Genomic DNA, 12,241 nt, shown 5'->3' on the forward strand with positions numbered 1-12,241 from the left:
CGGTATACGTCCCATTGTTGTTCATGGTGGCGGTCCAGAAATTAACTCTTGGTTGGGCAAACTAGGAATTGAACCTCAGTTTAAGGATGAAAAGCGGGCCGAAAAAATTATAAGTGCTAACCAATTAACCATTTTTTTAATTATTTAACCTATAAATAAAATTCTTATAAATAAAGTGTTAATAATAAAGATTTTACTAACTATCACACCTATTAATTGTTGATTTTTATTCAGAGGTTTCTTCTGTTTCAACGGCAGTAGAAGTTTCTACCACTTTAGCTAATTCCCGTTCTTTTTCTATTGTTAATAACTGAGCCAGTCGATGGCGGTTATGCTTGAACAGGTGTGGTTTTTCCATTCTTCCTGTACCTTTGAGGATGCGTAAATCGAACAATTCTCGCTTAACTTTCACTATTTCAGCAGTTAGTTCTTCATCACTCAATTCCCTGACTTCTGATATTTTCGGGAAAGGCATAAATTAATCCTCCTTAGGCTCCTCGCGTACAATGAACTTTGTTTTAATTGGCAACTTAAATGATGCCAAACGCATAGCTTCACGAGCTATATCTTCTGCAACTCCGCCCAACTCAAACATAATACGACCTGGTTTAACCACTGCCACCCAATATTCAGGGGCACCTTTACCAGAACCCATACGAGTTTCTGCTGCTCTCATTGTAACTGGTTTATCGGGAAACACACGAATCCAGATTTTTCCACCCCTACGGATGTAACGAGTCATAGCACGACGAGCTGCTTCTATTTGACGGGAAGTAATCCAAGAAGGTTCTAATGCTTGGAGTGCATATTGTCCGAAGGAAATAGTATTGCCACTATTGGCATTACCTCTCATTCGTCCGCGTTGCTGTTTGCGGAATTTCGTTCTTTTAGGACTTAACATAGTCTACTATTTTGTCTTTGACTTAGTATTTTCTGATATAGCAGTCACCAGGAAGGTTAGCCAAAATTTAGGAAAAAAATAGTCACACCAAGAATTCTAAATTCTAAATTCTGAATTCTAAATTCCCTAAAATTTACCCTTCGTTAGACCTGTCTTCATATTGCTGACGACGTTTTTGTTGTCTACGTTTTGGCTGCCTTTCTTGAGCACTAGCAATTTCTTCCTGACCAGGAATTATTTCTCCTTTGAAAATCCAAACTTTAATACCAAGAATACCGTAAATTGTCTTAGCAGTACAATAGGCATAATCGATATCAGCTCTCAAAGTATGTAAGGGTACACTACCTTCTCTTGTCACCTCAGTACGAGCAATTTCTGCTCCGTTAACCCTGCCACTTACTTGTACCTTAATACCTTCTACACCAGCTTTTTGCGCTCTAGTTATAGCTTGACGTACAACTCGGCGAAAAGATACCCTTTTCTCTAGTTGTTGAGCGATGTATTCACCAATGAGCATAGCATCAGTGTCTACTTTGGCAACTTCAACAACATTGATTCTAATTTGACGGTTGCTACCCAAAAGTTTTTGTAAGCCTACCCTCAAAGAATCAATTCCTGCACCACCTCTACCAACTACTACACCAGGTCTAGCTGTGTTAACTTCTAAGTCTATCTGTTCTGCTTTTCTCTCAATTCTGATTTGAGAAATCCCTGCATTAGCAAGAGTTGCTTTCACATATTTACGAATTTTGAAGTCTTCTTCCAACAATTCTGGGTAGTTCTTAGCGTCAGCGTACCAACGGGAACGATGCTCTTGGGTAATACCTAGTCTAAAACCAGTTGGATGTATTTTTTGTCCCATTACTTACTCTTTATATAGTGTTTTTATCTAAGTTGACAAATTCCTCAGCTTACTTAATCAACTAAAGAGGCAACTGCCACTGTAATGTGACAAGTAGGTTTACGAATTTTGTAAGCACGACCTTGAGCGCGTGGTCGATAACGTGGTAAACAAGGGCCTTGATCTGCGAAAGCCTTGGATATAACTAAGGTTTCTGGATCTATTCCGTTGTTATTCTCCGCGTTTGCTGCTGCTGAACGTAATACTTTCCGAATCGGACCACAAGCTCGGTATGGCATAAATTCCAGGATAATTAATGCTTCCCGGTAAGAAATGCCACGAATTTGGTCAAGGACTCGCCGTACTTTAAACGGAGACATTCGGATATAACGAGCTATTGCTTTTACTTCTGTACTGGTATCTATAGGCATACCTATCTCCACTTAATCAATTCTAAGTTATTTATCTTTTTGACTTTCTATCTGAACCGTGACCCCGATATGTTCTAGTCGGTGCAAATTCACCTAATTTATGACCTACCATCTGGTCGGATACAAAAACGGGAACGTGCTGACGTCCGTTATGTACGGCGATAGTATGACCAACCATATCAGGAATAATCGTTGAAGCTCTTGACCAAGTTTTAACTACCTGTTTTTCATTTTTAGCATTTAAAGCTTCTATTTTCTTCAAGAGACTATCTGCAATGAATGGTCCTTTTTTTAATGAACGAGACATAATTGAATTTATGGTTTATTTGATACAATTAAAAAATGATCCTGCTGATTGCTGAATGCTAAGAGCTGAATGCTTCTCAGTTCTAGCTTTGACGACCACCTTTGCCTCGTTTCGAGGATTTACGCCGACGTTGTACGATTAAAGCATCACTCTGTTTTTTCTTCTTCCGGGTTTTCAGACCTAATGCTGGTTTACCCCAAGGAGTAACAGGTCCACTTCTACCAACTGGTGCCCTACCTTCACCACCACCATGAGGGTGATCGACTGGGTTCATCACACTACCTCTAACGGTTGGTCTCTTGCCTTTCCAGCGATTACGGCCTGCTTTACCTAGACTAATATTTCTATGCTCAATGTTACCTATTTGGCCTAAAGTTGCGTAGCAGCTTGCTCTAATTTTACGCCGTTCGCCAGAGGGAAGTTTGACTGTTACATACTCACCTTCTTTCGCTACTACTTGAGCTACAGCACCAGCAGAACGCGCCATTTGTCCTCCTTTCCCAGGAACGAGTTCTATGTTATGAACATCTGTACCCAAAGGAATTTGACTTAGAGGTAAAGCGTTACCAATTTCAAGGGGAGCATTGACTCCAGAGGTAACTATTGCTCCAACTTTTAATCCCACGGGATGTAGGATATAGCGTTTTTCTCCATCTTGATAATGTAGAAGTGCTATTCTGGCGTTCCGGTTAGGATCGTATTCAATTGCTGCTACTTTAGCTGGAATATTATGTTTGTTACGATGGAAGTCGATAATACGATATAGTTTTTTACTACCTCCGCCTCGGTGACGACAGGTGATTACACCACGATTATTACGACCCTTTTTTCTATGTTTGAATTTAACCAGAGACTTTTCTGGTTTCGAGCGAGTTACTTCCGCGAAGTCGGAAACACTATGTTCTCGGGTACTTGGTGTATAGGGTCTGTAGGAACGAATACCCATAATTTATGCTGCTCTATGCCAATATATTTTACAGATTAATTGCTTTAAATTGCTCAAATATTTTTGATCAAAATAATCAGAGCCAAAACCTCGCATTTTAATCAGTTACCAGTTATCAGTTAAATATTTTTTCTAGTTTAATCGCGCGGAACTAAAGTAAGAATTTAACTTTTGAAATCCCCGGAACCAAAACAATTTCTGACTTCTGACTTCTGACTTCGTTATAGGTCTGGGAACAGGATTTTCCTAATTGGTTCCCCATCTTCTAGAGTGACAATAGCTCTTTTATATTGAGGTTTAAAACCCATGAATTTGCCTACTCTGCGTTTTTTTCTTGGTAAGTTTAGGGTATTGATACCTGTTACTTTTACCTCAAATAGTTGCTCAATTACTTCTTTTATCATTGGCTTTGTTGCCCTTGGATCTACATCAAATGTATATTGATTTAGTTCCATTAACCTAGTAGCTTTTTCTGTAATAATTGGGGCTTTAATTATATCTACTAAGTCTCGTGAATCAAGTTTCATCTCCGTAGACCTCCTGAATTTTGGCAATTGCTGTTGCAGTTGCTATAATTTTGTCCGCTTCTAGAATATCGTAAATATTCAAGTTGTTAGCTAGACTTATTTTCAGCTTGGCAACGTTACGACCTGACAAATATACGTTTTCTTGTTTTTCTGGTAAAACCAAGAGAACTTTTGATTCTGTATCTACTCCCCAACGAGCGATCGCTTCTACCAATTCTTTTGTTTTTGGTTTAGGGAATTGTTCGGCAAACTCTTCTATAACTATTAAGTCTTCTGAGCGACTTTGGAAAGCAGTGCTAAGTGCTAGCCTTTTTTCCTTACGGTTCATTTTGTGGGAATAGTCTCTTGGTTTAGGACCAAAAATTACACCACCACCACGCCATAGGGGTGAACGGATCGAACCTGCTCTTGCTCTACCTGTTCCTTTTTGTCGCCAAGGTTTACGACCACCACCTCTAACTTCGGATCTGGTTTTGGTGCTAGCTGTTCCCTGGCGGTTATTTGCCATTTGTAGTCTTAGGGATCTGTGAACAACATGAGCGGCACTTTCTTCTTTCGCTACTCGTAAGTTGAGAGTTGCTTGCCCAGTTTCTTCACCTTGCCAGTTTTTTATGACACAATCAACCATCTTTTTTTCTCAAAAATTTTCTCTATTTTTGACCTACTATGTTTGCTGGAGCAATACTAATTAATGCGCCTGGTTTTCCAGGAATACTTCCTTTAATTAGCAATAAGTTACGTTCAGTATCTATTCTCGCTACTTTTAGTTTTCTAGTAGTGACTCGCACGTTTCCTAACTGCCCTGCCATTTTCTTACCTGGATAAACACGTCCTGGAGTTGTTCCCGGACCTGTGGAACCTGGTAAACGGTGGTTTTTAGAACCGTGAGCCATTGGTCCACGCCTAAAGTTATGACGTTTTTGATAACCAGCAAAGCCTTTACCGATACTTTTTCCACAAACGTCAACCAGTTGACCTGCTTCAAATAGATCGACTTTTATTTGTTGACCTAATTCAAAGTTACCTGTATTATCTACTCTGTATTCTCGTAGATGACGTAAAGGAGTACCACCTGATTTAACCAAATGACCTTGTTGAGCATTGGTTAAATACTTATTAACTTCTTTTGGTTCTTTTGTATTTAGTTTACGGGTTTTATTTTTGGCTTCACCATATCCAATTTGAACTGCAGTATAACCATCTGTTTGTTCAGTTTTGATTTGGGTAACTACACATGGTCCTGCTTGAACTACTGTTACAGGAATTGCTTTTCCGGTTTCAGCTTCAAACACTTGTGTCATGCCTAGTTTTGTGCCAAGGATACCAACTACCACTGTCGCTCTCCTTTATTTTTTTTATGCACTACAACATTATATTAATGGAAATAAATCGCCATTTTTATTATTCTAATGACATATCTATTTCCAAGTCGTAAATCATACTATTAATCTGTAGGACTTACGCAAAAACCAGATATATCAATGACATTTCGTGATTTTAAAAATAATAATCAGGGTAATAAACCTGATTTCTTATTTGGGTGTGTAAGTCCTGAATCTAGATGTTTTAATATAGACTATTTATAGAGAATTGCATCTCAATTAGGTCTCGTATTTGCAGGCAATATATCTGCACTACTTTGACACCATATTTAATTCAGATAAATTCAGGAACTAATACTTAGCAGTAAAAAACCTTATCGCCTGTTGAAGACGATATTATTTTTTTAACTTTGTTGTCTTTAATTTATCTAGTTATGACTGTATATTCGCCAGGACTTGAGTAGCTTGCCACTCAGTATCCGTTTTATTATTTGTTAACAGCCACTAACAAATAATTCCTATTTCATCCTATAAGTTAAGTATGGATTAGTCTTATCCTTACTTTACTTTCTTAGATAAAAATAGGTGGTTAATGCCTTAAAGGCCAAACAAACCTTTTTTCGGCGACAATATATTATTGTATATTATTTACTAATACTTGTCTAGAGGTTGAAACAATTTTTTTTTGAAGTTGCTAGGAACACAAGTATCTTTGCTTGAAGTAACTATAATGTAGACCAAAATCAGCTAGGATCTAAGAATTTAGGGACAAAATTAAGCATGGCATTGATTACAACTGGTCGAGGAATAATTAGGGATTTAGAGAAGTCTGGATCTTTGGCCGTTTATGTTCCTTTGGAAGGAGGATTTGAAGGGCGGTATCAACGTCGTTTAAGAGCTTCTGGCTATGTAACTCACAATATTACTGCTAGAGGATTAGGTGATTTGGCCATGTATCTCACAGGGGTACATGGAGTTAGACCTCCTCACTTAGGTAAGAAAACTGTAGGTAATGGTGCAGCGGTTGGCTATGTCTACTATGTACCGCCAATTGTCAGTTATAAATTGGAACATTTACCAGCTAAGGCTAAGGGTTTGATTCTGTGGATTATAGAAGGTCAGATTTTATCTAGTCAAGAAATTGAGTATTTAACTGGCCTACCTAAGTCGGAACCACGAGTAAAGGTCATCGTGGAAATGGGTGGCGATCGCTTCTTTAGGTGGACACCACTTCAAGATACTTTGGTACCTGCTTAGGAAGTAGGGGATTCATTAATTGATAATTGATAATTGATAATTGATAATTACCTCTCCCTAAAAGGGAGAGGATTGAAACAAAGGCAGAAAAGATTTATTTTTTTTCCCCTTGAAAGGGGAGGCTTTAAACCTGAATGGTCTAATTATTTAATTGTTTAATTATTAATTATTTCGGTAAGCGAGTGAGGGAGTGGGGGAGTGGGGGAGCAGGGGAGCATTTTTCCTGTATTACTTCTATCCCACTTCCTGCTCCCTTCCTCAAAGATTTAATCGCCATTGATTCTAAATGGATTTTATAGGTAAGAACTAATAGATACCAGATTACAGCCCTTTTCAGATGGATAAACCAGATCGTCATCACCAAAATCCTGTAGGGGCGTTTTCCTGACGGAATGCTCCGCAAACATGTCGCGCAGCGAAATGGCCATTCGCCCCTACTGTGGTCGGTCTACTGAAATGAAAACCGCTGTAAGTCTAATCCATAATTTGTCTAGTGAGGCATTAGTGGGTGAAAGACAAAACCTCAACTATAATAAATCTTTGTTGGGGTACTTCACCTTTGTACCTCGGATTTTTTTGAGCTAAAAGCTAACATATAAGCGTGAGAGAACGCTACTATCCTTTAAATTCCCTTAAAGAGGGCCACTGGTTTAAATTAATCTGTGGGGCCAGCTTTCAACACCTGCCAACGGTGAGAAATTTAACATTAGCTTATACTTTGGCAGGTGCAGATTGTATTGATGTGGCTGCAGACCCAGCGGCGATCGCTGCGGCGAAAGAGGCTGTGGAAGTTGCATCTAGGCTTAAGACCTTGGCCAATAATCTGAGATTTGGCTACCAAGGAAGGCCATTGATAATGGTCAGTATCAATGATGGAGAAGATCCTCATTTTCGGAAAGCTGAGTTTGACCCCACCATTTGCCCCACAGACTGTTGGCGACCTTGTGAGAAAGTATGTCCGGCAGAAGCTATAGTTTTTTCTGACAATAGAGATGGTGTAATACCTGACTATTCAGGAGTGATAGATGAACTTTGCTATGGTTGTGGCAGGTGTTTGTCTGTATGTCCTAGCCAACTAATACAAGCTCGCTCTTATGTATCTACTCCTAGTTCGATTCCATCATTGGTATTGCCGACTGGTGTAGATGCTATAGAAATTCATACCCAAGTGGGAAGAGAAAGTGATTTTCAGCGACTCTGGCAAAGTATAAAACCTTGGGTAAATCAATTAAAACTAATAGCAATTAGTTGCCCGGATGGGGAAGGACTAATAGAATATTTACAGAGTCTGTATAAAATTATCTCTCCTCTTACCTGTGCCCTAATTTGGCAAACTGATGGTAGGCCAATGAGTGGAGATATTGGGGAAGGTACTACCGCAGCTACAATTAAATTGAGTCAAAAGGTGCTAGATGCAGGATTACCAGGGTATGTACAACTAGCAGGTGGTACAAACAATTCTACCATAGCCAAGCTGATGGCTGCGGGTTTGCTGGCAAATAAGAGCCAGGAAGAAGACAAAGAACCCATCAATAATTTAACTACTCCCATTTCAGAAAATAAATTTGTTGCTGGTGTAGCTTATGGTAGCTACGCCCGTGTTCTGTTGTCACCAATTTTGGAAAAGTTAGAAACAATGCACAAATCACAACTACAGGCAATTGAATTTGCCTGCAATCAAACTGGCGTCAATACAAAAGACGTTAATCAACACCAGAGTAACAACTCTCAACTAACAAAGCTAGAAACTGTACCGGAAATTCTTTCGGAAGCTGTCAGTTTAGCTAGTTCTCTAGTTTCCCAAATTAAAAGATTGGAGATAGGCAAGAGCATGAATTAACTAGCTATCAGCTTTTAGCATTTCTGTACCGGAATGCTCCGCAAACAGCGATCGGCTTTTTGAACTTGGGTTGAAATACCCTTCAAAATCTAAAAAAAATGATTCTAATAGGATATCTAGCTTTAAAATGTGGGTAAATTTCAGTATCTCCGAAGACCTCTCCCCCAGCCCCTCTCCTGCAAGGAGAGGGGGGCATTTCTCCCCTTCCCTTGCAGGGAAGGGGGTTGGGGGGTTAGGTTTTCAAGCTAGACGCGCTACTGCTGATTGCTAATTGCTGAGTGCTGACCGCTTCCTTTAAGGTTTCAGTTTTTGCCTCTCATTCATCTCTTTTATCACCCAGTAGATAAAGTAACTTTAAACAAAGAATGCACATTACAGACGACCTTTATAGATTATTAGAAATTGTGCCGGATCAAATTAGACGGCCCCTACAGCAGCATCAAGAGCGAAATCATCTGATTGAAATTGTGATGGATCTGGGTCGTCTCCCAGAAGCTCGTTTTCCATCCCACGCAGAATATTTGGGTGAAATTCCTATTTCCAGAAAAGACCTCAGTTATTCTATAGAACGAATTGGTAGTTTTAGTAGTGATAATCGAGCAGGTATTGAGCAGACGCTACACCGAATTAGTGCGATGCGCAACCGCACTGGAGAAGTTATTGGTTTGACTTGTCGGGTGGGGCGGGCAGTATTTGGCACAATTGCTATGATTCGTGAATTGGTGGAAACGGGAAGGTCAATTTTGATGCTTGGTCGCCCCGGTGTGGGAAAAACAACGGCACTACGAGAAATTGCACGGGTGCTTGCTGATGATTTAGGAAAACGGGTCGTAATTATCGATACTTCTAATGAAATTGCTGGAGATGGAGATATTCCTCACCCTGCTATTGGTCGTGCCCGTCGGATGCAGGTTGCTACTCCTGAAGAACAGCATCGTGTAATGATTGAGGCGGTGGAAAATCATACGCCGGAGGTGATTGTGATTGATGAGATTGGCACGGAACTGGAAGCTTTGGCAGCGAGAACGATTGCAGAACGTGGGGTGCAGTTGGTGGGTACTGCTCATGGAAATGAGATTGAAAATTTGGTAAAAAATCCAACTTTATCTGATTTGATCGGGGGTATTCAGGCTGTAACTTTGGGTGATGATGAAGCTCGACGGCGGGGTTCTCAAAAGACTGTTTTGGAACGTAAGGCTCCCCCAACTTTTGAAATTGCTGTGGAGATGTTGGAAAGGCATCGTTGGGTGGTTCACGAGCAGGTGGCTAATACTGTTGATGCTTTGCTGCGGGGGCAAAAACCTAATCCACAGGTGAGGACGATGGATGATACTGGTGAGGTGCAGATTAAACGAGAGTTTAATACTCCCACTGGATTGGGTGCGGGTGTTAATCATAATGCAGGGGGATTAGTCCGACAGTCGGGGGAGATGTTGAAATCGGGTGGTAGTTTTCGTGATTCTGGTTATATGATGCCGTTGTCGAATACAGGTAAAATTAGTCAACCAACTGAGTTTTCTGAAGCAAAGTCTTTTGAACAGTTGTTGGATGAGTCTTTATCTGGGCAAGAAATGTTTTCTCATGGTATGGGAGGACGTTGGGAGGCTAAAAATACAGGTCCGAATGGTGAGGATTTGCCTTTGCATATTTATCCTTATGCTATTCCACGCCATCAAATGGAACAGGTGATTACTACTTTGGGTTTGCCTGTAGTTTTGACGAAGGATATTGATAGTGCAGATGTAGTTTTGGCTTTGCGATCGCACACGCGGAAACAGTCTAAGTTACGTCATGCAGCTAAGACTCGTCATGTACCTATTCATGTGATTAAGAATAGTGGTTTGCCTCAAATTGCTAAGGCGTTGCGACGGTTATTGGATATGGATGATCCTGCTACTCCTGAGTTTGCTGATTTGAATTTGTTTGCTGCTTCAGTTTCTGAGGATGAGATGGAGGCGTTGGAGGAAACACGGTTGGCGGTGGAGCAAATTGTGATTCCGAAGGGGCAACCTGTTGAACTTTTGCCACGATCTCCGAAGGTGCGTAAGATGCAGCATGAGTTGGTTGAGCATTATCGTTTGAAGTCTGCTAGTTTTGGGGATGAGCCGAATCGACGTTTGCGGATTTATCCAGCGTAGTTAGAGAGTGTGGCTCACACGGATTATGGCACGGATATACGGATTAAGTTCTGGTAGGGTGCGTTAATGAAATGTAACGCACCGCTTATCTTAAATGTTACGGAAAGAATAGTCTCTGATAAATTTGTAGGTAAAATGAAGAAAAATCAAACTCCTAAACTTCTGAAAAACCCGAAACAGATGAAATTCCTAGTTCGCATCCTTGCTCTAACCTTCCTAGCGTTAACTCTGACAAATTGTTCCGAGCAAATATCAGGATCAGAACAACAAAAGCAACTTGAGGAAGCTGAACTGCAACAGCAACTGGAGGAGGAACGTGAAGAGGCTGAACGGCGTGAACAAGAGCTAAAGGCTGAAGAACAAAAGCAAGCAGAAAATAATATACCTCTAGTTTCGGCTAAGGATGTTGACTATACAAAGTTGCGTGACTTATTGGCAGCAGGAAACTGGAGAGAAGCAGACCGAGAAACAGATAAAGTAATGTATAAAGTGGCGGATAGGCGGTCGGAAGGATGGTTAAGAACTGAGGATGTAGAAAATTTTCCCTGCCAGGATTTAGCAACGATTGACAAGCTTTGGGTAAAATATAGTGATGGTAAATTTGGCTTTTCTGTTCAGAAGCAAATTTATCAGAGTTTCGGTGGTACAAAAGAGTACGATCAAGAGATTTGGGAAAAGTTTGGAGACAAAGTAGGATGGCGCAAAGAAGGAGAATGGTTACTAATTTATAATGAGCTAACGTTTGACATCAATAACCCTTATCAGGGGCATCTCCCACGTACACGCATGTGCGGAACTACATGGGGGCCTTGGGGTGCGTGTGGAAATATATTCTCTCGTGCAGAGACTTGTAAGCTTTAAAATATAGTTGTTTCAGATGTCAATATCAAAAAGTTAGCAAAAGCAAATTTTAGGATTTTACTGGGTTTGAGAATTTAGATACCTGACACCTAGCTCAGTTATTAGTTATTAATTTTCCTCTCAAAATAGATGAATTTGAGGCAGAAAATACCACTAATTAAATACTCTAAACTCATAAATAAATCTCTCTCCCTAGTCACTTATTCCGTAATGTGTCAAAAGTATTATTGTTATTTTATTTCTTCTCCCCAAGGTGAAATAATGTGTGATTCATATTTGCAGTTTTCAATGACTTCATTAATATCTTCCTCTGATATTTCTTCTTTATGCTCTAAGTTTACGAATTTTATTTCAGAACTTTCTTCTAATTCCTTTAACTTTTCTTTTATATAGCTTTTTAACATTTCTTTAGCACAATTGACTAAAGTAGTATTAGGTATTACGGATGTTAGCGTTATAAAAGTTTTGTCACTTGAAATAATATCAATCCAAGGCTTCCAATTTTCCCAACTCTCTTTATCACCATTTTTTGGTGTCGCCATTACACGGATACCCCTATTAATTAAGATTCTAAATAGGTAAATTGGTTCTTTTTTATTAGTGTCTTTAGCTTTGTCAATGTTTCTGTAGTTTTGTCTTATGTATTTTAATGTCTCAATTAAAGTATCAGACGTAATTCTGTTTAAAATATGAAAAAAGTCATAATTAGAAAATATTCTACCATCTGAAAACACCACCGATAGAGCGTTGTATGTAGATTTAGCACTTTCTAAGAAATTTTCTCTATCTTTGGTGAGGTTTTGTAGTAAATAGTTCAAAGATAACTGATAGATACACAAATATCCTAAAGTTATTGTAATAGGTACAAAT

Annotated in this window: 15 protein-coding genes and 1 pseudogene; 6 read left to right on the top strand and 10 right to left on the bottom strand. The window is 39.6% G+C overall.

Going from position 1 to position 12,241, the window contains the following annotated elements:
* Window positions 1-97, top strand: a pseudogene (locus AFK68_RS46755) (acetylglutamate kinase); the annotation flags it as partial.
* Between the two features lie 129 nt (window positions 98-226).
* On the opposite strand, the gene rpmC reads toward AFK68_RS46755, so the two are convergent.
* From rpmC to rplC, 9 genes are all read right to left on the bottom strand, one after another.
* Window positions 227-475, bottom strand: a complete 249-nt coding sequence (rpmC, locus tag AFK68_RS28010) for a 50S ribosomal protein L29 (protein WP_094676952.1) — start codon at window positions 473-475, stop codon at window positions 227-229.
* A gap of 3 nt (window positions 476-478) precedes the next feature.
* On the bottom strand, window positions 479-901 hold the full coding sequence (gene rplP / locus AFK68_RS28015; RefSeq protein WP_094676954.1) for a 50S ribosomal protein L16: 423 nt from the start codon (window positions 899-901) through the stop codon (window positions 479-481).
* 133 nt (window positions 902-1,034) lie between these two features.
* On the bottom strand, window positions 1,035-1,763 hold the full coding sequence (gene rpsC, locus AFK68_RS28020; RefSeq protein WP_094676956.1) for a 30S ribosomal protein S3: 729 nt from the start codon (window positions 1,761-1,763) through the stop codon (window positions 1,035-1,037).
* A 53-nt stretch (window positions 1,764-1,816) separates the two neighbouring features.
* Window positions 1,817-2,173 (bottom strand): 50S ribosomal protein L22, encoded by a 357-nt coding sequence (rplV, locus tag AFK68_RS28025; RefSeq protein WP_094676958.1) that lies wholly within the window; start codon window positions 2,171-2,173, stop codon window positions 1,817-1,819.
* A gap of 31 nt (window positions 2,174-2,204) precedes the next feature.
* On the bottom strand, window positions 2,205-2,480 hold the full coding sequence (gene rpsS / locus AFK68_RS28030; RefSeq protein WP_094676960.1) for a 30S ribosomal protein S19: 276 nt from the start codon (window positions 2,478-2,480) through the stop codon (window positions 2,205-2,207).
* An 82-nt stretch (window positions 2,481-2,562) separates the two neighbouring features.
* The gene (gene rplB, locus AFK68_RS28035; RefSeq protein ID WP_094676962.1) at window positions 2,563-3,426 is read right to left on the bottom strand and encodes a 50S ribosomal protein L2; all 864 of its coding nucleotides are present in this window, start codon (window positions 3,424-3,426) and stop codon (window positions 2,563-2,565) included.
* Window positions 3,427-3,647: 221 nt separating this feature from the next.
* On the bottom strand, window positions 3,648-3,953 hold the full coding sequence (locus AFK68_RS28040; protein WP_094676964.1) for a 50S ribosomal protein L23: 306 nt from the start codon (window positions 3,951-3,953) through the stop codon (window positions 3,648-3,650).
* Window positions 3,943-4,581 carry a 50S ribosomal protein L4 gene (gene rplD / locus AFK68_RS28045; protein ID WP_094676966.1) on the bottom strand — a complete coding sequence of 213 codons (639 nt, stop codon included), beginning with the start codon at window positions 4,579-4,581 and terminating at the stop codon, window positions 3,943-3,945. Before rplD ends, AFK68_RS28040 begins: the two co-directional genes overlap by 11 nt.
* A 22-nt stretch (window positions 4,582-4,603) precedes the next feature.
* Entirely contained in the window at window positions 4,604-5,287 is a 684-nt protein-coding gene (gene rplC / locus AFK68_RS28050; RefSeq protein WP_094676968.1) for a 50S ribosomal protein L3, read from the bottom strand.
* A 768-nt stretch (window positions 5,288-6,055) separates the two neighbouring features.
* On the opposite strand from rplC, the gene AFK68_RS28055 reads away from it, so the two are divergent.
* The 5 genes from AFK68_RS28055 to AFK68_RS28070 all read left to right on the top strand — a co-directional run bounded on the left by AFK68_RS28055 (window position 6,056) and on the right by AFK68_RS28070 (window position 11,371).
* Window positions 6,056-6,532 (top strand): NAD(P)H-quinone oxidoreductase subunit N, encoded by a 477-nt coding sequence (locus AFK68_RS28055; RefSeq protein ID WP_094676970.1) that lies wholly within the window; start codon window positions 6,056-6,058, stop codon window positions 6,530-6,532.
* A gap of 456 nt (window positions 6,533-6,988) precedes the next feature.
* Window positions 6,989-7,117: a hypothetical protein gene (locus AFK68_RS43665; RefSeq protein WP_256386547.1), complete on the top strand. Its 129-nt coding sequence runs from the start codon at window positions 6,989-6,991 to the stop codon at window positions 7,115-7,117.
* Between the two features lie 16 nt (window positions 7,118-7,133).
* Complete coding sequence (gene ldpA, locus AFK68_RS28060) at window positions 7,134-8,372, top strand: circadian clock protein LdpA (protein ID WP_094676972.1); 1,239 nt, start codon at window positions 7,134-7,136, stop codon at window positions 8,370-8,372.
* A 365-nt stretch (window positions 8,373-8,737) separates the two neighbouring features.
* Window positions 8,738-10,510 carry a R3H domain-containing nucleic acid-binding protein gene (locus AFK68_RS28065; protein ID WP_094673250.1) on the top strand — a complete coding sequence of 591 codons (1,773 nt, stop codon included), beginning with the start codon at window positions 8,738-8,740 and terminating at the stop codon, window positions 10,508-10,510.
* 135 nt (window positions 10,511-10,645) lie between these two features.
* Entirely contained in the window at window positions 10,646-11,371 is a 726-nt protein-coding gene (locus AFK68_RS28070; protein ID WP_246844170.1) for a GUN4 domain-containing protein, read from the top strand.
* 230 nt (window positions 11,372-11,601) lie between these two features.
* Here AFK68_RS28070 and AFK68_RS28075 read toward each other — a convergent pair.
* Window positions 11,602-12,241: hypothetical protein (locus AFK68_RS28075; RefSeq protein WP_210407389.1), on the bottom strand; the 640-nt coding region annotated here is incomplete at its 5' end.

The organism is Hydrocoleum sp. CS-953, from assembly GCF_002260545.1.
Classification (GTDB): Bacteria; Cyanobacteriota; Cyanobacteriia; order Cyanobacteriales; family Microcoleaceae; genus Trichodesmium.

What these genes read in the sequence shown, in the direction of transcription:
- AFK68_RS28040 (WP_094676964.1), bottom strand. Translation starts at nt 3,953, where the DNA reads ATGAAACTTGATTCACGAGACTTAGTAGATATAATTAAAGCCCCAATT.
- AFK68_RS28070 (WP_246844170.1), top strand. Translation starts at nt 10,646, where the DNA reads ATGAAGAAAAATCAAACTCCTAAACTTCTGAAAAACCCGAAACAGATG.
- rplP (WP_094676954.1), bottom strand. Translation starts at nt 901, where the DNA reads ATGTTAAGTCCTAAAAGAACGAAATTCCGCAAACAGCAACGCGGACGA.
- rpsC (WP_094676956.1), bottom strand. Translation starts at nt 1,763, where the DNA reads ATGGGACAAAAAATACATCCAACTGGTTTTAGACTAGGTATTACCCAA.
- rpsS (WP_094676960.1), bottom strand. Translation starts at nt 2,480, where the DNA reads ATGTCTCGTTCATTAAAAAAAGGACCATTCATTGCAGATAGTCTCTTG.
- rplB (WP_094676962.1), bottom strand. Translation starts at nt 3,426, where the DNA reads ATGGGTATTCGTTCCTACAGACCCTATACACCAAGTACCCGAGAACAT.
- AFK68_RS28055 (WP_094676970.1), top strand. Translation starts at nt 6,056, where the DNA reads ATGGCATTGATTACAACTGGTCGAGGAATAATTAGGGATTTAGAGAAG.
- AFK68_RS43665 (WP_256386547.1), top strand. Translation starts at nt 6,989, where the DNA reads ATGAAAACCGCTGTAAGTCTAATCCATAATTTGTCTAGTGAGGCATTA.
- rpmC (WP_094676952.1), bottom strand. Translation starts at nt 475, where the DNA reads ATGCCTTTCCCGAAAATATCAGAAGTCAGGGAATTGAGTGATGAAGAA.
- AFK68_RS28065 (WP_094673250.1), top strand. Translation starts at nt 8,738, where the DNA reads ATGCACATTACAGACGACCTTTATAGATTATTAGAAATTGTGCCGGAT.
- rplV (WP_094676958.1), bottom strand. Translation starts at nt 2,173, where the DNA reads ATGCCTATAGATACCAGTACAGAAGTAAAAGCAATAGCTCGTTATATC.
- rplD (WP_094676966.1), bottom strand. Translation starts at nt 4,581, where the DNA reads ATGGTTGATTGTGTCATAAAAAACTGGCAAGGTGAAGAAACTGGGCAA.